A 23227-nucleotide genomic window follows, 5' to 3' on the forward strand; every position below is an offset into this window, starting at 1 on the left:
ATCCACGCCCCGCCGATGCGCATTAGGCAGCGCTTTGCCATTGCGCGTCGGCACCAGGGTCAATGGCGGGCTACGCCATCTTGAGCAACGAATCGCTTGAAGCTGGTTTTATATCCAGTATCATAGGCACTGGCGAAAATCGCCGGGGCTTTCCATAATTAGGGGCCATTCGTCGAGCATCCGCTCCATGGCCGCCTGAGCGCGCGCATCTCCACAGGGTAGCCGAGTCAATGAGTAAAATTTTCAAACTGCATTCCGATTTCAAACCGGCCGGCGATCAGCCGGAAGCCATTCGCAAGCTTGAAGAGGGCCTGGAAGACGGCCTGGCGCATCAAACGCTGTTGGGCGTTACCGGTTCGGGCAAGACATTTACCATCGCCAACGTCATCGCCGATCTAAACCGGCCGACCATGGTGCTGGCGCCAAACAAGACGCTGGCGGCGCAGCTGTATGGCGAGATGAAAGAGTTCTTCCCCGAGAATGCGGTTGAGTATTTTGTCTCGTACTACGACTACTACCAGCCGGAAGCCTATGTTCCCAGCTCCGATACCTTTATTGAAAAAGACTCCGCGGTGAACGAGCACATCGAACAGATGCGCCTTTCAGCCACCAAAGCGCTGCTGGAACGCCGCGACGTGGTGGTGGTGGCATCGGTGTCGGCAATCTACGGTCTGGGCGATCCGGAGCTGTATCTGAAGATGATGCTGCACCTGACCAAGGGCATGATCATCGATCAACGTTCGATCCTGCGGCGTTTGACGGAGCTGCAATATTCCCGCAACGATCAGGCTTTCCAGCGCGCCACCTTCCGCGTGCGCGGCGAGGTGATCGACATCTTCCCGGCAGAGTCGGACGAACTGGCGCTACGCATCGAGCTGTTTGATGAAGAAGTCGAACGGCTGTCGCTATTCGATCCGCTGACCGGCCAGATCGAGCAGGTGGTGCAGCGCTTCACCATTTACCCGAAGTCGCACTACGTGACGCCGCGCGAGCGGATCCTGCAGGCGATGGAAGAGATCAAGGTGGATCTGGCCGAGCGGCGCAAGGTGCTGCTGGCCAACAACAAGCTGCTGGAAGAACAGCGCCTGACGCAGCGTACCCAGTTTGATCTGGAGATGATGAACGAGCTGGGCTACTGCTCCGGCATTGAAAACTATTCGCGCTATTTGTCCGGGCGCAGCGAGGGCGAGCCGCCACCTACGCTGTTTGACTACTTGCCGGCGGATGGCCTGCTGGTGGTCGATGAATCGCACGTCACCATTCCGCAAATCGGCGGTATGTACAAAGGTGACCGCTCGCGCAAGGAAACGCTGGTGGAATACGGTTTCCGCCTGCCGTCGGCGCTGGATAACCGCCCGATGCGTTTTGAAGAGTTCGAAGCGCTGGCGCCGCAGACTATCTATGTGTCCGCCACGCCGGGCAAATATGAGCTGGAGAAATCCGGCGACGACATTATTGATCAGGTCGTGCGGCCTACCGGGCTGCTGGATCCGATAGTGGAAGTGCGGCCGGTCACCACCCAGGTGGACGACCTGCTTTCCGAGATCCGCAAGCGGGTGGCGGTCAAGGAACGCGTGTTGGTGACCACCCTGACCAAGCGCATGGCGGAAGATTTGACCGAATACCTGGAAGAGCACGGCGAGCGCGTGCGCTATCTGCACTCGGACATCGATACCGTAGAACGCGTCGAAATCATTCGTGACCTGCGTCTGGGCGAGTTTGACGTGCTGGTGGGCATCAACCTGTTGCGTGAAGGGCTGGACATGCCTGAGGTGTCGCTGGTGGCGATTCTGGACGCAGACAAGGAAGGTTTCCTGCGTTCCGAACGCTCCCTGATCCAGACCATCGGGCGCGCGGCGCGTAATCTCAACGGCAAGGCAATCCTCTACGGCGACAGAATTACCGACTCGATGGCCAGGGCGATTGGCGAGACCGAACGCCGCCGCGTCAAGCAGCAGGCGTTCAACGAAGAAAACGGCATTGTGCCTAAAGGCCTGAACAAGAAAGTGTCCGATATCCTGCAGTTGGGCCAGCCGGGCAACCGCAGCAAGGGCCGAGGGAAGGGCAAGGCCGTGGAAAGCGCCGCCCAGTATCAGCACCTGACGCCAAAAGCGCTGGATCAGAAAATCCGCGAGCTGGAAGCGCAGATGTATACCCACGCGCAGAATCTGGAGTTCGAGCAGGCTGCCGGTTTGCGTGACGAAATCCACCAGTTGCGCGAGCAGTTTATCGCCATTTCGTGAGCCGTTGGGGGCCGTATTCGGTGCCCGCATCCATCGGGGCGAATTTCTTCGCCCCTGAGGTGATATGAACGCGGCAGTTTGAAAGACGAAGGGGATAAATTTCTTGTCGCCTACGCCAAAGCTGATTATGGTGTGCGGCCAATTGATTAACGCGAGCCAAAGACCATGACCGAACACCAGTCCAAAGACCCGTTACACGGTGTCACTCTGGAACAACTTTTAACTAAGCTGGTGGAGAGCTATGGCTGGTCAGGGCTGGCCGAACGCATTCGCATCAACTGCTTCAGCAGCGATCCCAGCATCAAGTCCAGCTTGAAGTTTTTGCGCCGCACGCCTTGGGCGCGCAAGCAGGTGGAAGATCTCTATATCGATATGGTCAACAGTGCCGCCAGCGACAACCCGTGGCTGCGTGGGCGCGATTAACCGACCACGATTAACTCAGGCGCGAGTACCCAATTCTATCAGCGCCTGATCCAGCGCCTGGCGCAGCAGCTGGCGATCGTGGCGGTATGGAATATCGGCGGCTTCCAGCGGTTGCTGAATCACTACGCGATCCTGCACCGCACCGGTATCCGCCGCCGGGCCGACAATCAGCGCATCAATCATCTTGCGGCCAATCCGCTCTTCCATCAGCTCCAGCTTGTCCTTCAGCGACAATGCCGCCGCCGCGACGCTCAGTTCGCGCCCCAGATTGCCGATGTAAATCATATTGGCGCTGCTGCGACGCAGAGCCTGGGTGAGGTCGTCCAACAGTAACAACGGCATCAGGCTGGTGAGAAAACTGCCCGGCCCAATCAGGATCACGTCGGCCTGCGCGATGGCGTCCAGCGCCTCACGCGTGGCATGGACGTGCGGCGACAGCATCAGCTCCTGCGGCATATGGGTGAGCTGGTCGATATTCACCTCACCGTAAACCTGGTGGCCTTCGTGATCGTGCGCCATCAGATCCACCGGCTGTTCGGACATTGGGATCAGCGCCGCGTCCACTTTCAGCAGGCTGCGTACCAGATTGATCGCTTCCAACGGGCGTACGCTGAGGTGATCCAACGCTTTCAGCATCAGGTTGCCGAGATTATGCCCCGACAGCTCGCCGTTGCCACTGAAGCGGTATTCGAACATCGCGGAGGCGACGCTCGGTTCGGTAATCAGTTGATTGAGACAGTTGCGGGTATCGCCCCAGGCAATGCCGCCTTCCGAGCGGCGGATGCGACCGGTGGAACCGCCATTATCGGTGGTGGTAACAATGCCGGTTAAACGGGAGCCTAAAGACGACAGGGAAGACATCACGCGACCAAGACCGTGGCCGCCACCTAATGCCACCACCCGATCGAGATCGGCCAGGGTACGATTACGCATAAATTTCCTTACAAAGGGGCTGAAACTGCCCGCATAAAGTAGCGGATTTGGCGTAAAAACGCGAAAAAGAGTGTCATTTGCGTGATTCTGGTCAATTCACCTGCGCAAGGGGCGTTTATCATGGTTAACCAGACTCGCAGACACGTAAAAACGCTGTATACACAATTATATAGCGAAATTGCGCGTTGGCTATCGCGTTTATTTAGCGCTAGTATTCTGGTGAAAACCACGGTTTCGTTCCGGCTATTCAAGCAGCGGGAACTGAGACCAAAACTCCTAGCCTCTGGGCCTACGTTGTTCCTGCGAACAATATGGCGCTTGGGCCGTGGCGAAGTCAGCCACCAGGGTGCAGAGTGGAAACGCTCGCATCTCCCGACTTTGGAAAGGTGTTATGGTGCCGCAACTTATTGATGCTTATGAGCGTAAGTTCTATTACTTGCGCCTGTCGATCACCGACGTGTGTAACTTTCGTTGCACCTACTGTTTGCCTGACGGTTACCAACCTAACGGCAGCCCGAAAACCTTCCTGTCGCTGGATGAGATCCGGCGTGTCAGCCGTGCATTCGCCGAACTGGGCACTGAAAAGGTCCGCCTTACCGGCGGTGAACCTTCGTTGCGTCGCGATTTTACCGAGATCATTGCCGCCGTGCGTGAAAACCCGGCCATCCGAACGCTGGCGGTCACCACCAACGGTTACCGTCTGGCGCGCGATGTCGCCCAGTGGCGCGACGCCGGCCTGACGGCGATTAACGTCAGCGTCGACAGCCTGGATGCTCGCCAGTTTCATGCCATTACCGGCCAGGACAAGTTCCGCCAGGTGATGGATGGCATCGATGCCGCGTTTGCCGCCGGGTTCAGCAAGGTCAAGGTCAATGCGGTGCTGATGCGTGACGTCAATCATCAGCAACTGGGCGCATTTCTGCACTGGATCAAGGACCGTCCTATCCAACTGCGTTTTATCGAACTGATGGAAACCGGCGACGGTGGCGAGCTGTTTCGCCGGCATCACGTGTCCGGCGAAGTGATTCGTTTGCAACTGGAGCAGCAGGGCTGGCAACGGCAACCCCGCGGCCGCAGCGACGGCCCGGCTCAGGTATTCAGCCACCCGGATTACCAGGGGGAAGTGGGGTTGATCATGCCGTACGAGAAAGATTTCTGCGCCAGCTGCAACCGGCTGCGGGTCTCCGCCATCGGCAATCTGCACTTGTGCCTGTTCGGCGAGCAAGGCATCACGCTGCGCGATCTGCTGGCGGACGACGGCCAACTCGAGGCATTGAAGCAGCGTATCCAGGGCGGGTTGCTGAGCAAAAAACAGACCCATTTCCTGCATCAGAACAACACCGGCATTACCCAGAACCTGTCGTTTATCGGCGGATAATACTCTGTATATCTCAAGCCACGGCGTTATTGGCTGCAACTTGAAATCTATTGGGCATCCAACGAAGAGGAGCATCGTTAACAATGAGTCATGCCAGCAGTGAATTCATTCCGGCGCATATCGCCATTCTGACCGTCTCGGACAGCCGGGACGAAGCGGAAGACACTTCCGGCCACTATCTGCAGGAAGCGGCGCAGGAGGCGGGCCATCAGGTGGTGGATCGCGCCATCGTCAAAGACGATAAATACCTGATCCGCGCACGGGTTTCCGCGTGGATTGCCGATGAAGGCGTGCAGGCGGTGTTGATCACCGGCGGCACCGGTTTTACCGCCCGCGACAACACCCCGGAAGCGCTGTTGCCGCTGTTTGACCGCGAGGTCGAAGGGTTCGGCGAACTGTTCCGCATGGTGTCCTACGAAGAAATCGGCACCGCCACTATCCAGTCGCGCGCGCTGGCCGGCATCGCCAACCGGACGGTGATTTTCGCCATGCCGGGTTCGACCCGCGCCTGCCGCACCGCCTGGGAGCGCATTATTGAAGAGCAGTTGGACGCGCGCCACCGCCCGTGCAACTTCCAGCCCCATCTGAAGAGATAAGATCCATGACGCAGCTAACCCATATTAACGCCGCGGGCGAAGCCCATATGGTCGACGTGTCCGCCAAGGCGGAGACGGTGCGCGAAGCCCGCGCCGAGGCCTTTGTCGAGATGCTGCCCGCCACGTTGGCGATGATTATCGACGGCAGCCACCACAAGGGCGACGTTTTCGCCACGGCGCGTATCGCCGGCATTCAGGCGGCGAAACGCACCTGGGAGCTGATCCCGCTGTGCCATCCGCTGATGCTGAGCAAGGTTGAAGTGCAGTTGGAGGCGCAACCGGAACACAGCCGGGTGCGCATTGAAACCTGCTGCCGGCTGACCGGCAAGACCGGCGTCGAAATGGAAGCGCTGACCGCCGCCTCGGTAGCCGCGTTGACCATTTACGACATGTGCAAAGCGGTGCAGAAAGACATGGTGATCGGCCCGGTACGGCTGCTGGCGAAAAGCGGCGGCAAGTCCGGTGATTTTAAGGTGGACCTATGATTAGCATTCTGTTTTTTGCGCAAGTGCGCGAACTGGTGGGGACCGGCGATTTGTCGATGCCGGCGGACTATCCCACGGTAGAGGCGCTGCGCAGGGCGTTGTGCGCACGCGGCGAACGTTGGGCGCTGGCGCTGGAATCCGGCAAGCTGCTGACGGCGGTCAATCAGTCGCTGGTGGCGGCCGAGCACCCGCTGCGCGCCGGCGATGAAGTCGCTTTCTTTCCGCCGGTAACCGGAGGTTAACAGTGGAAAACACCCGTATCCGCGTCGGCGCAGCGCCCTTCAGCGTTGGTGATGAGTATCAGTGGCTGGCGCAGTGCGATGACGACGGCGCCGTCGTGACCTTCACCGGCAAGGTGCGCAACCATAATCTGGGCGATGACGTCAGCGCGTTGACGCTGGAGCACTACCCCGGCATGACCGAAAAAGCGCTGGCGGAGATCGTGGTGGAAGCGCGCAACCGCTGGCCGTTGCAGCGGGCGACGGTGATCCACCGCGTGGGCGAACTGTTTCCCGGCGAGGAGATTGTGTTCGTCGGCGTGACCAGCGCGCACCGCAGCATGGCGTTTGCCGCCACCGAATTCATCATGGACTACCTGAAAACCCGTGCGCCGTTCTGGAAGCGCGAGGCGACCGGGCAGGGCGACCGCTGGGTCGATGCTCGCGACAGCGATCGTCAGGCGGCGGAGCGCTGGCATCAAGCGGCTAAATAACGCGTAAACAGCGGAAACAAATCAATACCTTTGCCGCTTTGCCGTTCGATTTTCTGTGGTACGCTTATAGCAGGCCGAGTCTCGTAATACGGGACTCGAAATCTTGTTTCATACGCAAAAGGTAACCGTCATGGACCGATATCCACGCTCTAATGGTTCAATCGTCGAACGTGCCAACAGCGGCATTCAGGCTTATATGGCGCAGGTTTATGGCTGGATGACCTGTGGCTTGCTGTTGACGGCGTTCGTTTCCTGGTACGCGGCCAACACGCCCGCGATCCTCAACTTTATCTTCTCCAGCCAGATCACCTTCTTCGGCCTGATTATCGCTCAGTTGGCGCTGGTGTTCGTGATCTCCGGTATGGTCAACCGCCTGAGCGGCACGGTGGCTACGTCACTGTTTATGCTTTATTCGGCGCTGACCGGGTTGACGCTTTCCAGCATTTTCATTGCTTATACCTACAGCTCGATCGCCAGCACCTTTGTGGTGACCGCCGGGATGTTCGGAGCCATGAGCCTGTACGGCTACACCACCAAGCGTGATTTGAGCGGTTTCGGCAGCATGCTGTTTATGGCGCTGATTGGCATCGTGCTGGCTTCGCTGGTGAATATCTGGCTGAAAAGCACCGCGCTGATGTGGGCGATTACCTATATCGGGGTGCTGGTGTTCGTTGGCCTGACGGCGTACGACACCCAGAAACTGAAAGCCATGGGCGAACAACTGAACGCCGATGACAAAGACAGCTTCCGCAAATACGCCATTGTCGGCGCGCTGACGCTGTATCTTGATTTCATCAACTTGTTCCTGATGTTGTTGCGTATTTTCGGCAATCGCCGCTAAATCCGTTTTATCGGGGCTGCGACACAGCGTACTACTGCACCGTACGCTGCTCGAAATGCTCATTGACCTATGTCAACTGTGCTTTCTGCGCTGCGGGCGTCGCACCATTGCTTGGTCTCGCCGCCGCTAAAATCAGCGTTTTCCGGGCTTAGCATGTTAAGCCCCAGACTACTGACAAAGCCCGTTATTAGGGAGAGCGTGGCGAAGGGGTCGTAGCGGCTTGCCCGCCGACCAATTTGCCGGGAGCAAATTGGAACGACTTCATGTCGGCCCGCAGGGTGGGACACACGGATGTGTCCCATAATGGCCCCTCGGTGCGCTAGGCCCGGGTATCTCGGGTTTAAAGACAACTTTGTCATCAAACTCGACATTTTTTATGCCATTTTGCGGCGGAACATGGCGTAGGCGGCGCTGCCGGTGGTGGCGGTGATCACCAGCAGCGGCCACAGGCTGTGCCAGATAATGCCGAAGCTGGCGTCCTTCAAATAGATCTGTTTGGTGATGTCGGTAAAGTGGCGAATCGGGTTAACCCAGGTGAGATCCTGCAGCCACACCGGCATGTTCTCCACCGGCGAGACATAACCGGAAAGCAGGATCGCCGGCATCATAAACACGAACACGCCGATAAACGCCTGCTGCTGCGTGGCGCACAGCGAAGAAATCAGCAGACCGAACCCCACCAACGACAGCCCGTAAACCAGCATGGTGCCGTAGAACAACAGCAGCGAGCCGGCGAACGGGATCTGGTACATAAAGATGCCAATCAGCAGCACGATGCTGGCCTGGAAGGTGGCGACAATCAGCGCCGGGACCGCTTTGCCGATAAAAATCTGCCAGGTGGTCAGCGGCGACACCAGCAACTGCTCCAGCGTGCCCTGTTCGCGCTCGCGCGCCACCGACAGCGAGGTGACAATCAGCACGCCGATGGTGGTGATCATGGCGATCAGCGAAGGCACCACGAACCATTTGTAATCCAGATTCGGGTTATACCAGTTACGCACCACCAACTCGCTGTTGTTGGGCTTGACGCGGTTGCCGATCAGCTCGTTTTGGTAATCCTGCACAATCTGCTGCACATAGTTGGCGGCAATCTGCGCGCTGTTGGAATTGCGCCCGTCGAGCAGTAATTGCAGCGGGGCGGTAGTACCGCTGGCGATATCGCGCGAGAACTGCGCCGGGAAGCGGATCAGCAGCAGCGCCTGCTGGTTGTCGAGGGTGGTTTGTATCTCTTGCGGGCTGCGCAGCAGCAAGACGTGCGAAAAGGCTTTCGCCTTGGCGAAGCGCTGAGTCAGCTCCACTGAAGCATGACCGCTGTCTTCGCTGTACACCGCGATGGTGGCGTTGGTCACCTCCAGCGTGGCGGCGAACGGGAACAGCAGTACCTGCAGAATAACCGGTAAAATCAGGATGGCGCGGGTCTGCGGATCGCGCAGCAGCGATTGCATTTCCTTAATGATTAACGTCCAGAGACGGTAAAACATTGTCTTTCTCCTTAATCCAGCCGCCGCTGGGTTTTCCAGGCCGTCAGGCCGATAAACACCACCGCCGAGGCGATCAGGAACAGCAGATTAATCATCAGTACCGTGCCGACGTTGCCTGCCAGAAACAGCGTCTGCAATGTGCTGACGAAATAGCGCGCCGGGATGATATAAGTCACGGCGCGCACGATTGCCGGCATGCTGTCGATTTGGAAGATAAAGCCGGACAGCATAATCGAAGGCAGAAAGGCGGCGTTCAGCGCCACCATCGCCGCGTTGAACTGGTTACGGGTGAGGGTGGAAATCAACAGCCCCATGCCGAGCGTGCTGGCGAGGAACAGGCTGCTGATAACGAACAAAATCAGCAGCGAACCGCGATAGGGCACGCCGAGCACGAACACCGAGACCACCATGCACAGCACCATGGCGATCATGCCGAGGAAGTAATAAGGCACCAGTTTGGAAAGCAACAGTTCGCTGCGCGTCACCTGGGTGGAGAGCAGCGCCTCCATGGTGCCGCGTTCCCATTCGCGGGCGATCACCAGCGAGGTGAGGATCGCGCCAATCACTGTCATGATAATGGTGATGGCGCCGGGAATGATGTAGTGCCGGCTGATTGCCGCCGGGTTAAACCAGTAACGCATCTGCACGTCAATCAGCGGCTTATCCTCGCGCCCGCGATCGGTGGCGCGCTGCTGCTGCCAGATTTGCCACACGCCCTGGGTATAGCCCTGAACAAAGTTGGCGGTGTTCGGCTCGCTGCCGTCGGTGATAATCTGGATTGGCGCGCTGTCGTGCGGCCGCGCCAGCTGTTTGTCAAAGTCGTTGGGGATCACCACCAACCCACGGATGCGCCCGGCCTGCATCAGTTGGATCAACTGTTGGCGGTTATCGCTGATGGTCGGTTCAATGTAGGGCGAGCCGGCGAAAGCGTGGGCCAGATCGCGGGCGTCTTCACTTTGTTGCTCCATTAAAATGCCCAGCCGCAGCTTGCTGGAATCCAGGTTGATGCCGTAGCCGAAGATAAACAGCAGCATCAAAGGGATCACAAAGGCGATCAGCCCGCTGCTGGGATCGCGCAGGATCTGCCGCGTCTCTTTCAGACACAGCGCACGCAGCCGTCGCCAGGAGAAACCGCTGGCGTCGGTGGAGTTTGTTTTCTCGTTCATGGCTATTTTTTCGCTCACGGCTGCTTTCTCGCTCACGGCTGTTCCTCCCGATCGTAGCCCTGCACCAGTTCGATAAACGCCTGCTCCATTGAAGGATTGGGGTTGTCGTTGCTGGCGACCTGCTGTTTGAGATCGTCTGGCGTGCCGGCGGCGATGATCTTGCCGCGATATACCAGCCCGATGCGATCGCAGTACTCCGCCTCGTCCATAAAGTGGGTCGTGACCATCACCGTCACGCCTTTATCCACCATGCCGTTGATGTGCAACCAGAACTCGCGGCGGGTCAGGGGATCGACGCCCGAGGTCGGTTCGTCGAGAAACAGAATGTCCGGTTCGTGCATCAGCGCGCAGGCCAGGGCCAGCCGTTGCTTGAAGCCGAGCGGCAGCGAATCCGGCGTTTGGCTGAGGATCGGCCCAAAGTTGAAGGCGGTCGACATCTCGTTGATTTTGTCGCGCTGCGCTTTGCCGCTCAGGCCGTAAACACCGGAGAAAAATTTCAGGTTCTGCGCCACCGTCAGGTTGCCGTACAGCGAGAATTTCTGCGCCATATAGCCCAGACGTTGGCGCGCCTTGCCGGAGCTGGTTTTCAGATCCATATCCAGCACCAACGCCTTGCCTTCGGTCGGCACCAGCAGCCCGCACATCATTTTGAAGGTGGTGGACTTACCGGCGCCGTTCGGGCCGAGCAGGCCGAAAATCTCACCGCGCTGCACCTTGAAGTCCACATGGTCGGTGGCGGCGAAATCACCGAATTTCTTGGTCAGCCCCTGCGCTTCGATCACCGTTTGCGAGCTTTCACCCTCGACGGTCGGCATGATCTCCGCCAGCGCCGATTTACTGTTTGGCCCGCCGCCGAGCAGATCGATAAATGCATCCTCGAAGCGCGGATCCGCTTCCGTCATTTCGGCATCCGGCAGATCCAGCGCCTGCAGTACCTGCCGGTGATCTTCGCCCTGCTTGAGGATCAGCCGCAGGTATTTGCCCTGGATCACCCCGTCGCTGACCGACGGCAGACAGATCGCCCGTTGCAGCAGGGCGCGGTGGCTGCCGGCGGGGGGCGTAATCAGCACCGTGCGCCCGGCCATGCGCTGGGTCAGATCTTTAGGTGCGCCGCTGAACAGCAATTCGCCTTCATTGAGCAGCAGTACTTCGCGACACTGCTCGGCCTCGTCAAGATAGGAGGTGCTCCACAGGATCAGCATGCCGTCGTTGGCCAGCTCATGCACCATGCGCCACAGCTCGCGGCGCGAGATCGGATCGACGCCGACCCCAGGTTCATCCAGCAGCAGCACCTGCGGTTGGCCCACCAGCGTGCAGGCCAACCCGAGTTTTTGCTTCATGCCGCCGGAAAGCTTGCCCGCGAGGCGGGTGGTAAAGCGAGTGAGATCGGTGAAGGTCAGCAGCCGCTCGAAAGTCTGTTTACGCAGATCGCCGGTGACCCCGCGCAGATCGGCGTACAGCGTCAGGTTTTCCATGACCGTCAGATCTTCATATAGCCCGAACTTTTGCGGCATGTAGCCAAGGATGGCGTGCAGTTGACGATCTTGCGCGATCGGATCCAGCCCGGCGACGCGCAGCATGCCGCTGCTGGGTTTCAACAACCCGGCCAGCATGCGCAGCAGCGTGGTTTTACCGGCACCGTCCGGGCCAACCAGCCCGGTGACCGCACCACTGGTCAGGCGGGTGGTCAGGCTGGCGACCGCGGGTTTTGCCAACGACGGAAAACGTTTTTCCAACGCCTCAAGTTCAATGACCTGTTCCATCACTGCCCCCTCAAGGTGTGGCAAAACGAACGGTGACCGGCATGCCCTGGCGCAATTCGTCATCGGCGTCGGTGACGATCACCCGCAGGCGGTATACCAAATCGGTGCGCAGATCCGGAGTTTCGACGCTTTTCGGCGTAAATTCGGCGGTCGGCGACACAAAGCCGATTTTGCCGTGATAAGGCTTGTTCGGCCGGCCATCGGTATAAATTTCCAGTTCGGCGCCCGGCACCGCTTTACCCAGGCTGGATTCGTTCACATAAGCGCGCACCCACACCGGGCGAGTCAGCGAAAGTGTGAATACCGTGCCGCCGGCGCTGAGCATGGTGCCGGGCTCGACCGCCCGAGTCAGCACCGTGCCCGCTGAGGGGGAAACCAGAATGGTATCGTGCAAATTCAGCTGAGCCTGCGCCAGCGCGGCTTCATTTTGCGCCAGATTGGCTTTGGCTTCTTCTATCTCCTGCGGGCGGTTGCCGCTGAGGTATTGCGACAGCTTGTCTTTCGAGGCCTGCAGATTGGCCTGCGCCTGATTGCGCGAGGTGCGGGCATCTTCCAGCGCATCGGCGGAGGTGGCGTTTTTTGCCCATAATCCCTGCTGGCGTTTGAGGAAGCTGTCGGCATAGTTAAAGGCGGAAAGGCGTTGAGCCACTTCCGAACGCACCTGGGCAATCTCTTCGGTGCGGTAACCTGCCATCAGCAGCGCCAGCTTGGCCTTGGCGCTGGCGACGTTGGCCTGCGCCTGTTGCAGTGCGTTAATGTAGGGCGCGTCGTCCAGCTTGCCGAGCAGTTGCCCCGGTTGGAGCGGATCACCTTCATCCACGGTCAGCGACGCCAGCCGTCCGTCGACGCGGAAGCCGAGATTCACCGTGCGGATATCGACGTTGCCGTACAGCGTCAGCGGTGGGTCTTGTTGTTGTTGGTAATACCAAAAGCCGTAACCGGCGGCGGCGATCAGCACGATGACCGCCACAATAATGGCACTGCGTTTCTTGTTCATAACACTCCCTGCCTATAAAGATTAAACCCAATGAATTTCACGTTACGGCCAGGCGACAAGTGCGTGAGTCCCCAGGAGCTTACTCAAGTAAGTGACTGGGGGGAGTGCACGCAGTCAACAACGCCGTAGCTTGAAATACGCGGGGTTTACGCGCCATAACGCTGGCGCAGCCCATTAACCAGAAGATCTATGTGTTCCGCCAGCACCTCGCTGATTTGTGCCGCTTCGGCCGCACCTATCTGCTGCCAGCCTGCCTGCCGGCGCACGGTCTCCCGCGCGATGCGAAACGACAGCACCTCGCCGAGCAGTGCGTGGGTGTGCAGCACGATTTTGGTCGAGCCCTCGTCGATGCCGGTATAGGCCGCCAACAGGCGGCACAGTTTGTTATGCAGCGGCGCTATCACCTGCTGGTGGATCAGCGGATAAGCATCGGTAGGCGAGAGCTGTTCGCGCGACATGATTTTGCTCAGGTTCAGCGTGTGCGGTTGGGTCATCAGTTCGCTGAACGCCAGCAGCCCGCTTTTCAGGTAGGCGAGATACTGTTCCGGCCGGCGCTTGGCGGCTGGCCGTTGCCAGAAACGGTCAATCTCCTCGGCCAGCGGGCGGAACGCCTGCTGGATAAAATCGGCAATCCACTGTGCAACGGCCAGATAGAGGCCTTCTTTGGAATTGAAGTAATAGGTAATGGCGGCGATGTTCTGCCCGGCGCGCTGGGCGATATCGCGGGTGGTCGCGCCCTGAATGCCGTATTCGCCGAACATCTCGATGGCGGCGGCGATCAGCTGCTGGCGCGCCTGTTCGCCGCGCGCCCGGCTGGCAATTTGATTACCCGGCATAGACAGTGCTCGCAAAAGTTAATCAATCATATGATTAACCTTATGCCGGATTGAGTGAAATGCAACCAATAGGCGCTCTTTATTTAAGGGTTATTTTTTCGGACCAGGCTGAATTCTCGGCATATTGTGCTCTGAGTCACTTAAATTGCGTTTTCTTGTGCGACTTCTGCTACACTCCCGCGCTGGTGCACTGCAGTTTGTGCCAAATCCCTCGTGGTCATGCTTAATGCCCCGTCTGATCATCCTCCCAGGAAACTGCACCGAACATTGTTTAGGTTAGGGGGGATCTGGAGTTTTTCTCTTTATGTCATTTGAAACCCTCGGCTTAAGTGCTGAAATTCTGCGCGCTGTTGAAGAACAGGGCTATCGCGAACCTACGCCAATTCAACGCCAGGCTATCCCTGTGGTATTGGAAGGTCGTGACCTGATGGCCAGCGCCCAGACCGGTACCGGTAAAACCGCTGGCTTTACCCTGCCGCTGCTACAGCTGCTGAGTAAGCATGACCATGCGGTCAAAGGTCGCCGTCCGGTACGTGCGTTGATCCTGACGCCAACCCGTGAACTGGCGGCGCAGATCGGCGAAAACGTCGAAGCTTACAGCAAACACCTGCGCCTGCGTTCGCTGGTGGTGTTTGGCGGCGTGAGCATCAACCCGCAGATGATGAAATTGCGCGGCGGCGTCGACATTCTGGTGGCAACACCGGGTCGCCTGCTGGATCTGGAACACCAGCACGCAGTTGATCTGTCCAAAATTGAAATTCTGGTGCTGGACGAAGCTGACCGCATGCTGGATATGGGCTTTATCCATGATATCCGCCGCGTGCTGGCCAAGCTGCCTGCCAAGCGTCAGAACCTGCTGTTCTCCGCGACGTTCTCCGACGAAATCAAGGGGCTTGCCAACAAGCTGCTGCACAACCCGGCATCGGTTGAAGTGGCGCGCCGCAATACCGCGTCCGAGCAGATCGAACAAAGCGTGCACTTCGTCGACAAGAAGCGTAAGCGGGAACTGCTGTCACAGATGATCGGCGAAGGCGACTGGAAGCAAGTCTTGGTGTTCAACCGCACCAAGCACGGCGCCAACCATCTGGCCGAGCAGCTGAACAAAGACGGCATCACTGCCGCAGCGATCCACGGCAATAAAAGCCAGGGCGCGCGTACCCGTGCATTGGCCGATTTTAAAGACGGCAAAATTCGCGTGCTGGTGGCAACCGACATCGCGGCGCGCGGTCTGGACATCGACCAACTGCCGCACGTGGTGAACTACGAGTTGCCTAACGTGCCGGAAGATTACGTGCACCGCATCGGCCGTACCGGCCGTGCAGAGCGTACCGGTGAGGCTATCTCGTTGGTCTGCGTGGATGAACACAAACTGCTGCGCGACATTGAGCGCCTGCTGAAGCGTGAAATCCCGCGTATTGCCCTGCCAGGCTACGAGCCGGACCCAAGCATCAAGGCGGAGCCGATCATCAACGGCCGTCAGGGTGGCGGGCGCGGCAATGGCGGCGGTCAACGCTCCGGTAACGGTGGCGGCCAGCGCAGTGGTAACGGCGGCGGCCATAGCGGCCAACGTGAAAACCGTGGCGGCGGCAGTGCTCGCCCTCAGGGTGACGGCAAGCCGCGTTCAGGCGCGCCGGCACGCCGTCCGCGCAGCCGCAAACCGGGCGAATAATATCGCGCTGTTGCAAGACGCTATCAGGCCACCTTTATAGGTGGCTTTTTTTATGTCTGGCGGAAGTGAATTTTCGTACTAGGATCGACGGGGTAACTCAATTTATCTGGAGCCGATGATGAAACTGAAGTGCGCAATTATTGATGATTATCAGCAGGTGGCACTCACCATGGCGGACTGGTCGACGATAGCCGAGCGGGTCGAGGTGTTCGCCATGAGCCAGCATTTTACCGATGAGGCGGAGCTGGCGGTGCACCTGCAAGACTGCGACATGCTGGTGATCATGCGCGAGCGCACGCCGATCACCGCCACGCTGCTGGCCCGTTTGCCGAAGTTAAAACTGCTGATCACCTCCGGCATGCGCAATGCGTCTATCGATCTGGCCGCCGCCGAACAGCGCGGCATTGTGGTTTGCGGCACCGCCAGCGGTTCGGCCGCGCCGATGGAGCTGACCTGGGCGTTGCTGCTGGGGTTGGCAAAGCACACAGTGGCGGAAAACACTGGGCTGCGTAATAACGGCCCCTGGCAACAGGCGATTGGTGTCACCTTGCATGGCAAAACGCTGGGCCTGCTGGGATTGGGCAAGATTGGCAGCCAGATGGCCAGGGTGGCGCAGGCGTTCGGCATGCGGGTGCTGGCCTGGAGCCAGAACCTGACGGCGGAAAAAGCTGGGCAACTGGGCGTTGCGCTGGCCGAGTCGAAACGGGCGCTGTTCGAGCAGAGCGATTTTGTCTCCGTCCATTTGGTGCTGAGCGAACGCAGCCGCGGGCTGGTGGGGCGCGATGAACTGGCGGCGATGAAGCCTTCCGCGTATCTGATCAACACCTCGCGCGCGGCGATTGTCGATCAGGCGGCCTTGATAGAAGCCCTGCAACAACAACGGATCGCCGGTGCCGGGCTGGACGTGTTCGAGGTTGAACCCTTGCCAATGGACGATATCTTCCGCCGCCTGCCCAACGTGCTGGCGACGCCGCACCTGGGTTACGTGGCCGATGACAACTACCGTATCTACTTCCGCGAGGCGATAGAGGACATCGAGGCGTTTCTCGCCGGGCAGCCCCTGCGCAGGTTGAGCTAAGCGGCTTTTTATTCCCCCGTGCGCTTGTCTGATACCGGCATTCCCCCGTATCATTGCGCGTCTTTTTTAGCTGGGGTAATCATGCGCGTATTATTGGCTCCGATGGAGGGCGTTCTCGATTCTTTGGTGCGCGAGTTGCTCACCGAAGTGAACGATTATGACCTGTGCATCACCGAATTTCTGCGCGTGGTCGATCAACTGCTGCCGGCCAAATCTTTCTACCGCCTGTGCCCCGAACTGCACCACGCCAGCCGCACGCCGTCCGGCACGCTGGTGCGCATCCAACTGCTGGGCCAGCACCCGCAGTGGCTGGGGGAAAACGCCGCCCGCGCGGTCGAACTGGGCTCTTACGGCGTCGATCTCAACTGCGGCTGCCCGTCCAAGCTGGTTAACGGCAGCGGCGGCGGGGCGACCTTGCTGAAAGACCCGGAACTGATTTACCAGGGCGCCAAAGCGATGCGTGCGGCGGTGCCGGATCATCTGCCGGTAACGGTAAAGGTACGCTTGGGTTGGGACAGCGACAGCCGCAGTTTTGAAATCGCCGACGCGGTACAACAGGCGGGTGCCACTGAGCTGGCGGTGCATGGCCGTACCAAAGAGGACGGCTACAAGGCTGAGCGCATTAACTGGGCGGCGATTGGCGAGATCCGCAAGCGGCTGACCATTCCGGTGATCGCCAACGGCGAAATCTGGGATTACCAAAGCGCGCAAGACTGCCTGCAAACTACCGGCTGCGACGCGGTGATGCTGGGGCGCGGCGCATTAAACGTGCCGAACCTGAGCCGGGTGGTGAAATACAACGAACCGCGCATGCCCTGGCCGCAGGTGGTACAGCTGCTGCAAAAATACGTTCAACTGGAAAAGCAGGGCGACACCGGCCTGTACCACGTGGCGCGGATTAAACAGTGGCTGGGGTATTTGCGCAAAGAGTATGCCGAGGCGACGGAGCTGTTCGGCGAAGTGCGTGCACTGACCAACTCGAAGGACATTGCCCGGGTGATTTGCCGCTGAATAAGTAACAGGGGGAACTGCCCCCTGTCTCGGGCTCAATTTTCCAGATCAATCCCAAAATAGCGCATCAGCGTTGCACGCCGTTCGTCTTCGGAATACAGCGTCGATTCATGGCGCTGGTGATCTTCGGTGATAATCAGTTTGTTCTCGCTGAGGGTCACCCGGCCATTTTCCGTTGGCCGCGAGCACACCAGCCGCTGGGTAAAATGCGACTGCGGCGAGGTGCTGTGGTAGTGGCACATGCCGTCGAACTCACTCGGTTCACGGGCTTGCAGGGTAAAGCGGTACAGAGTTTTGGCGTGCGAGCGATTATCGCCGTTTCGGCGTTCCAGATAATAGACCTCGCCTTCCTGTTCTAAATGGAAGGTGCCGCTGGTCTGTGGTTGCTGCTCGGTGGTGGAGATTTTCAACGGAGTCAGGAACGAGTCGCCAAACCCCACGTCCACCAGATACGGCTGATCCAGCTCCACCTTCAGCGCCATATGATCGAAGGGCGCGCCGAAGCTGCCGTCGCGGGCGCGGATCTCGCCGGAAATAAACTGCACGTTAAAGCCGATATCCTTCAACAGTGCGGCAAACAGCCGATTCAGCTCATAGCAAAAGCCGCCGCGGTTCCGTTCGACAATTTTATTGAACAGCGCAGGTTCTTCCAGATGAATGCCCTGGCGATAAATAATGCTCAGGTTCTCAAAGGGCACGCTCAGCATATGACTGCGGTGCAATTGTTGCAGCGTCAGGAGGTCAGCCTGGGGGATGCCTGCAAATCCAATATGTTGCAGGTAGCGTTGTCTATCCACGGTGTGTCTCGCAGCAAAAAAATTGATTATATCTTTCATACTTCAAGCTGCCTCTTTGTTGACTTCCTGCGCTTACCCCGGTCACGTACTCTTTGTACGCTCCCGGGGATGCGCTTAGTTGTCGCCGCGATGCAACTCGAATTATTTTGGATATATAAAATAGTTGGATTTTTCACTGCTGTGGGCGCAATACGTGCTGCGTCAGAATGCCGGGGGTTGGCCCGCCGCCTTCAGCAGCAAATTCACCCAGCGGCGGGTGGTGGCGCTAACGAACGCGCTGTCCGCCCAGCACAGGCGATATTGATAGGCGCAGGGCAGTTGTCCGTACTCGCCAAACAACGGTACCAGCTTACCTGCGGCTAATGCATCCTGCGCCACCGCCAGGCTGCCGAGCACGATACCGTTACCTTCCATCGCTTCCTGCAACGCATGGCCGACGCTGTTAACGGTGAGGATGCCGCGCGGTGCCGCCGCGCCCGCGCCAAAGGCGGCGAACCAGTCTTGCCAGCCGGCGGCGCCCAGCCCTTGCGCGTCCTTCCACGGCGAGTGAATCAAGGGGGCCTGCGGTAAATCGGCGAGGGTGAACGCAGGGTGCGCGGCAAGAAAGGCGGGGCTCGCCAGCGGCGCAAAGGCATCGGTCAACAGTTCGCGGGAATGCGGCGGCGGGTTGCCTATGGGGCTGTAACGGATGGCGATGTCCGCTTCGCCGCTGGCTAAATCGCGCAGGCTTTCGTTGGCGTCCAGCACCAACGAGACATCAGGATCGGCGTGGCGCAGCGCCGGTAAACGCGCCGCCAGCCAATGGCTGGCAATGCCCAGCGTGCAGGTCAGTTTCAGCGTTTGTTGCTGCACCGGCCGGGCGCGATCGCTGGCTTTTTGCAGCAGCGTCAGCGCACGGGTGACGTCGGTGGCCAACCGTTTGCCGGTGTCGTTGAGCGCCACCGCATTGCCCTTGCGGTGAAACAGTTCAACGCCCAGTTCATTCTCCAACTGGCGTATCTGGCGGCTGACCGCCCCCAGCGTGACGTTCAACTGCTCCGCCGCCTCGGTAAAACTGGCGCAGCGCGCCGCCACCTCGAAAGTATGCAAGGCTTTCAGCGACGGCAGGCGTGGTTGAGCGTTCAGCTTGAGTTTCATTCAACCATATTGCCAATCTATCGATGTTCCACAAGCGATTTTTCTCTTACTTTTTGTCAACGGATCGGACGGGAGAATTGGGTGGATATATTCATGGGGTTAGCCGCCGCGTTGTGCTGGGGCAGCACGGATTTTTTGATCGGCATCAACGCGCGGGCGGTGGGGGTGCGCAGGGCGGTATTCTTCTCCCAGGCGATCGGTTTTGTCATTCTGACCGCGTTGTTACTGACCACCGCCATTCCCGCTTTTGCGGCGTCGACCAGGGTTTGGGGGGGGGCGCTGCTGGCCGCCGGCCTGACGGTGGGCGCAACGCTGGCGCTGTCCCAGGCTTTTGCCATCGGCAAGGCGGCGCTGGTGGCACCCTTGGTCACCAGCTATGGCGCGGTGACTACGTTGTTGTCCTGGCTCGGCGGCGAACGGCTTGGCGCACTGACGCTGGCAGGGTTGGCGGTGTGTCTGCTTGGGGTAATACTCAGCGCGATGGAGCCGGGGCGTCAGCCTGAAAAATCCGGTTCGGCATGGCCCTCCATCGCCTTCTCGTTGATGGCTGCGCTTTGTTACGGCACCGGTTTTTGGTTGCAGGGAAAATACACGCTGCCGGTGCTGGGGCCACGCGTCAGCCTGTGGCTCGGCTACACGGTCGGGTTGGCGGCGGTGCTGATTCTGAACACTGACCGACGAGCGCTGGTTGCACGGCCCACCTGGCGGCAAGGCGGGCTGTTGCTGGCCGCCAGCCTGCTGAGTTTGGGTGGTTTTACCGCCTTTGCCGTGGGGGCCGGGGCGGGCTCGCTGGCTGTCGTCACCGTGCTCAGCACGTTGTCCGGCGGCATCGCCGCGCTGTTGGGCGCGCTTTTGCTGCGCGAGCGGCTTTCCGGCTTGCAGTGGCTGGGGGTATTAACGGTATTGGCTGGCGCTGTGGTGCTGCATTTGCAACCGGCATAACTCATAACCAAACAGACTCTCTTACCCCAGACGATAACCGCTAAAATGGGAATATTCGGATAAGGAGTCAGCATGGATTTAACGCAAAAAGCCCGACGGTTCGCCACGGCGGCACACGAGAGCTGCAAGCAAAAGCGCAAGTTTACCGGCGAGCCTTATATCGTTCATCCCACCGCTGTGGTGGCGCTGTTGCAGCAGGCGGATCCTACGCCGGAAATGATCGCCGCCGCCTGGCTGCATGATACGGTGGAAGATACCCCGGTGACCCTGGCGGATATCCGCCGCGAGTTCGGCCCTACGGTCGAAGAATACGTGGAGATGCTGACCGACGTGCAAACTCGCAGTTACGGCGGTGAGCGGTTGCACCGCAAGAATGCCAACTTGCAGCACAGTGCCTTGGCTTGCCCGGAAGCGCAAACCATCAAGTTGTGCGACCTGATCGACAACAGCAAAAACATCACCGACTACGAGCTGGCCTTTGCGCGCCAATACTTGGTGGAGATGTCGCGCTTGCTGTGCGTGCTGCAGCAAGGCGACGCCGGGCTGTTGGCTATCGCCCGCAGCCAATGTGACGCCGCCGTCGCGCTAATTAACCGGCGCAGCGGCGACGACAGTTGGTTCAACGCGCTCTGGCAGCAATACGAGGAGCATTTCAGGCTGGCTGTGTAGGGGAGGATTGAAGTTAAACGGATTATGCTTTTGCGGGCGAGTTTATGAAAATGAAGCTTATTAAATCTGAGGGAACGAGCCGCCTCTAATGAGGCGACTCTTGAGCGTTACCAGGATTTACGTGGGTTGCGGGAAACAATATCAATCTTCTGACACAGCAGTTTGGTGATGTCCACCGAAGCCGGGTTGCTGGCGCTACCGCCGAAGTTTTTCAGGACGATGACAATTCGAGCGTAATTGACATAGCCTTCCGGCAGCGGCAGATACTCCGCAGAATCCAGCGCGGTGATACGATCCGAAGTCATGGTGGCCGGTGACGTTGGCGTTACGGTGCCGCTTCGTCCCCACTGGCAGGTTTTTTCCAGCACGGTGGTGGTCCCGGCGTTACCCTTAAGTTCGTATTTACCCTGATAGGTGTTAACGGCGACATCCATGCTGCTCAGGCCCTGCAGGTTCTCCAACGTGGCGCGCCACAACACCAGATCGTTTTTTTCAATCGGGAAATAAACTTCGAGTTTCTTGTCCGCCGCGGCCGTTTTGGTGGTGGCGGTAAGCACGCCGTTTTGCAGCGTCACCGTCAAATCGGAGGTTTCGGTTTGCGAGATGCGGGTGCCGCTGGCGGCGTAAACATTGTTCAATTGCAGCGCGCCGCTTTCCTTCCATGTCGGCTCTGGCAGGTGATTAACGCCATCGCCGAGATAGAGTTGACGCCACATGTTGATATAGCCGGGAGCGACGATCTTCTTCATTTCAATATGGTTGTTTGACCATCCTTTCTTGATGTCAGAGTTCACCAGATCGAAACCGTCAATGTAGCATTTACCTCTCAAATCGCTCGACTTATCGAAATAGAAATATTCAACGTATTGGTAGGGAACCGTGCTGTCGGGATCGGTAACGTTGGTTTCCACACTGTGCCACTGGCTGTCCTTGATTTTTACCGTACCGCCGTTATCGCTGGTAAATACCGGCCGGGAGTTGCGGGAATTTTTATTGCCCCATTCGAAGTGACAGTTTTTAAAATCCAGCGTACCGGCTTTGAGGTCGAACAACCCATAGTCAGTATTCGCTTGTTGATCGGCGACATTTTTAAAACCGCTGTAGTCAAACGAGCAATCGCGGAAGGCCAACGAATGAACGCCTTGATAATAGTTGTTGCTGTCGCCGAACAGGCATTTGTAGAACACGATTTTTTCACCGGCATTGGATGCGCTTTCGGACCAAATCGGCCACCAACAGCCACGAACCATAATGCTGTGCCAGCTCTGGATATAGGCGTTGTTGCCAAAAACGATGCCTTTGTAGAGGTTGGTCAGCCAGACGTTTTGCACGAACAACTGGCTGGCTGGAATGCCATCCATATTTGCCGCATCGCTGTAAACGCACAGGCCGCGCAGATTGGCCGTTGCTCCTGGCGTGCCGACGATGCGCAGGTTATAGATCGCCGGTGCACCCTGGCTATACAGCACCCGCACGCATTCAATATTGGTTGCGCCGGAAAAGTCCAAAATGGTGCCTTTAAAATCAACGGAGTTTTTCCATAATTTTAATTTTGCGGTGGTTTTACATGGGCGCACGCCGCCGGGGCCGACCAAGGTAATGCCGGCAGGCGTGGTCGGGATCGGCGCTTGCCACCACTCATCACCTTTAACCTGTAAAAAATTGCTGGCACGGTTAATAGTCAGGGAATAATCCAGCTCATCGCCAGCCTGATACCACCAGTCAATGCAGTAATCCCCGTCATTGATAATGCGTTTCCAGCGGCGGTTTTGCGTATCGATCAGAATAGTCGCGCCGTTGTCCAGGCTGGTGGTGTCTGCGCTGTCACGGAGGAATACGCCGTGGTGATAGCGATTTTCAATCATTACGGTTGACTCACTGCCGGTATAGGCGCGCAGGTTGGTGTAATCATTTAATGTAATCATGGTGGTAACCCTCACTCTTTCGATGATGCAGGTTACTGCAAGGTCATAATTGCAGTAGCACAGTGGTGTATTGAAAATAAAAGTGTGCAGGCCGAGGACGATGCACTTTTAAATCTCCCGGCCTGTGGGAGAAACTTAGCAGGAG

22 protein-coding genes and 1 riboswitch are annotated in these 23227 nt (G+C 58.4%); of the genes, 13 read left to right on the forward strand and 9 right to left on the reverse strand.

The window, feature by feature from the left end:
* The first annotated feature begins 230 nt into the window (after positions 1-230).
* Together uvrB and JEM67_RS07300 are read left to right on the forward strand one after the other, a co-directional pair.
* Positions 231-2243 carry an excinuclease ABC subunit UvrB gene (gene uvrB, locus JEM67_RS07295; protein WP_013811958.1) on the forward strand — a complete coding sequence of 671 codons (2013 nt, stop codon included), beginning with the start codon at positions 231-233 and terminating at the stop codon, positions 2241-2243.
* A 165-nt stretch (positions 2244-2408) separates the two neighbouring features.
* Complete coding sequence (locus JEM67_RS07300; protein WP_063202833.1) at positions 2409-2666, forward strand: VF530 family DNA-binding protein; 258 nt, start codon at positions 2409-2411, stop codon at positions 2664-2666.
* A 15-nt stretch (positions 2667-2681) separates the two neighbouring features.
* On the opposite strand, the gene yvcK is transcribed toward JEM67_RS07300, so the two are convergent.
* Positions 2682-3599, reverse strand: coding sequence for a uridine diphosphate-N-acetylglucosamine-binding protein YvcK (gene yvcK, locus JEM67_RS07305; RefSeq protein WP_004941894.1), 918 nt, complete (start codon positions 3597-3599; stop codon positions 2682-2684).
* A gap of 261 nt (positions 3600-3860) precedes the next feature.
* A riboswitch (molybdenum cofactor riboswitch) is annotated at positions 3861-4004 on the forward strand.
* On the opposite strand from yvcK, the gene moaA reads away from it, so the two are divergent.
* From moaA to JEM67_RS07335, 6 genes are all read left to right on the forward strand, one after another.
* Positions 3991-4977: a GTP 3',8-cyclase MoaA gene (moaA, locus tag JEM67_RS07310; protein ID WP_013811960.1), complete on the forward strand. Its 987-nt coding sequence runs from the start codon at positions 3991-3993 to the stop codon at positions 4975-4977. It overlaps the preceding riboswitch by 14 nt.
* An 83-nt stretch (positions 4978-5060) precedes the next feature.
* Entirely contained in the window at positions 5061-5573 is a 513-nt protein-coding gene (gene moaB / locus JEM67_RS07315) for a molybdenum cofactor biosynthesis protein B (RefSeq protein ID WP_013811961.1), read from the forward strand.
* Between the two features lie 5 nt (positions 5574-5578).
* Positions 5579-6058 carry a cyclic pyranopterin monophosphate synthase MoaC gene (gene moaC, locus JEM67_RS07320; protein WP_013811962.1) on the forward strand — a complete coding sequence of 160 codons (480 nt, stop codon included), beginning with the start codon at positions 5579-5581 and terminating at the stop codon, positions 6056-6058.
* Positions 6055-6300 (forward strand): molybdopterin synthase sulfur carrier subunit, encoded by a 246-nt coding sequence (gene moaD / locus JEM67_RS07325; protein WP_006324160.1) that lies wholly within the window; start codon positions 6055-6057, stop codon positions 6298-6300. The genes moaC and moaD overlap by 4 nt, the downstream gene beginning before the upstream one ends.
* 2 nt (positions 6301-6302) lie before the next feature.
* The gene (gene moaE / locus JEM67_RS07330) at positions 6303-6770 is read left to right on the forward strand and encodes a molybdopterin synthase catalytic subunit MoaE (protein WP_126481030.1); all 468 of its coding nucleotides are present in this window, start codon (positions 6303-6305) and stop codon (positions 6768-6770) included.
* A 130-nt stretch (positions 6771-6900) separates the two neighbouring features.
* Positions 6901-7611 carry a Bax inhibitor-1/YccA family protein gene (locus tag JEM67_RS07335; protein ID WP_004941907.1) on the forward strand — a complete coding sequence of 237 codons (711 nt, stop codon included), beginning with the start codon at positions 6901-6903 and terminating at the stop codon, positions 7609-7611.
* A 374-nt stretch (positions 7612-7985) separates the two neighbouring features.
* On the opposite strand, the gene JEM67_RS07340 is transcribed toward JEM67_RS07335, so the two are convergent.
* From JEM67_RS07340 to cecR, 5 genes are all read right to left on the reverse strand, one after another.
* The gene (locus tag JEM67_RS07340) at positions 7986-9092 is read right to left on the reverse strand and encodes an ABC transporter permease (protein WP_199635466.1); all 1107 of its coding nucleotides are present in this window, start codon (positions 9090-9092) and stop codon (positions 7986-7988) included.
* Between the two features lie 11 nt (positions 9093-9103).
* Positions 9104-10258, reverse strand: a complete 1155-nt coding sequence (locus JEM67_RS07345; RefSeq protein WP_199635571.1) for an ABC transporter permease — start codon at positions 10256-10258, stop codon at positions 9104-9106.
* A 32-nt stretch (positions 10259-10290) separates the two neighbouring features.
* On the reverse strand, positions 10291-12021 hold the full coding sequence (locus JEM67_RS07350) for an ATP-binding cassette domain-containing protein (RefSeq protein WP_199635465.1): 1731 nt from the start codon (positions 12019-12021) through the stop codon (positions 10291-10293).
* A 10-nt stretch (positions 12022-12031) separates the two neighbouring features.
* Positions 12032-13018, reverse strand: coding sequence for a secretion protein HlyD (gene hlyD, locus JEM67_RS07355; RefSeq protein ID WP_199635464.1), 987 nt, complete (start codon positions 13016-13018; stop codon positions 12032-12034).
* A gap of 146 nt (positions 13019-13164) precedes the next feature.
* The gene (cecR, locus tag JEM67_RS07360; RefSeq protein ID WP_199635463.1) at positions 13165-13854 is read right to left on the reverse strand and encodes a transcriptional regulator CecR; all 690 of its coding nucleotides are present in this window, start codon (positions 13852-13854) and stop codon (positions 13165-13167) included.
* A gap of 304 nt (positions 13855-14158) precedes the next feature.
* On the opposite strand from cecR, the gene rhlE reads away from it, so the two are divergent.
* From rhlE to dusC, 3 genes are all read left to right on the forward strand, one after another.
* On the forward strand, positions 14159-15523 hold the full coding sequence (gene rhlE / locus JEM67_RS07365) for an ATP-dependent RNA helicase RhlE (protein ID WP_013811971.1): 1365 nt from the start codon (positions 14159-14161) through the stop codon (positions 15521-15523).
* A 118-nt stretch (positions 15524-15641) separates the two neighbouring features.
* Positions 15642-16601: a D-2-hydroxyacid dehydrogenase family protein gene (locus tag JEM67_RS07370; RefSeq protein WP_199635570.1), complete on the forward strand. Its 960-nt coding sequence runs from the start codon at positions 15642-15644 to the stop codon at positions 16599-16601.
* An 81-nt stretch (positions 16602-16682) separates the two neighbouring features.
* The gene (gene dusC, locus JEM67_RS07375) at positions 16683-17612 is read left to right on the forward strand and encodes a tRNA dihydrouridine(16) synthase DusC (RefSeq protein WP_062869983.1); all 930 of its coding nucleotides are present in this window, start codon (positions 16683-16685) and stop codon (positions 17610-17612) included.
* 35 nt (positions 17613-17647) lie between these two features.
* Here dusC and JEM67_RS07380 read toward each other — a convergent pair whose 3' ends face one another.
* Together JEM67_RS07380 and JEM67_RS07385 are read right to left on the reverse strand one after the other, a co-directional pair.
* Positions 17648-18409: an arylamine N-acetyltransferase family protein gene (locus JEM67_RS07380; RefSeq protein WP_199635462.1), complete on the reverse strand. Its 762-nt coding sequence runs from the start codon at positions 18407-18409 to the stop codon at positions 17648-17650.
* A 201-nt stretch (positions 18410-18610) separates the two neighbouring features.
* Entirely contained in the window at positions 18611-19546 is a 936-nt protein-coding gene (locus tag JEM67_RS07385) for a LysR substrate-binding domain-containing protein (protein WP_199635461.1), read from the reverse strand.
* A 93-nt stretch (positions 19547-19639) separates the two neighbouring features.
* Between JEM67_RS07385 and JEM67_RS07390 the strand changes: the two genes are divergently transcribed.
* Positions 19640-20488, forward strand: coding sequence for a DMT family transporter (locus JEM67_RS07390; RefSeq protein ID WP_199635569.1), 849 nt, complete (start codon positions 19640-19642; stop codon positions 20486-20488).
* A 72-nt stretch (positions 20489-20560) separates the two neighbouring features.
* Positions 20561-21157 carry an HD domain-containing protein gene (locus tag JEM67_RS07395; RefSeq protein ID WP_199635460.1) on the forward strand — a complete coding sequence of 199 codons (597 nt, stop codon included), beginning with the start codon at positions 20561-20563 and terminating at the stop codon, positions 21155-21157.
* 107 nt (positions 21158-21264) lie between these two features.
* On the opposite strand, the gene JEM67_RS07400 is transcribed toward JEM67_RS07395, so the two are convergent.
* Positions 21265-23082 carry a hypothetical protein gene (locus tag JEM67_RS07400; RefSeq protein ID WP_199635459.1) on the reverse strand — a complete coding sequence of 606 codons (1818 nt, stop codon included), beginning with the start codon at positions 23080-23082 and terminating at the stop codon, positions 21265-21267.
* Positions 23083-23227: the final 145 nt, after the last annotated feature.

Origin of the sequence: Serratia sp. PAMC26656, from assembly GCF_016469055.2 — a bacterium.
GTDB lineage: Bacteria > Pseudomonadota > Gammaproteobacteria > Enterobacterales > Enterobacteriaceae > Serratia > Serratia plymuthica.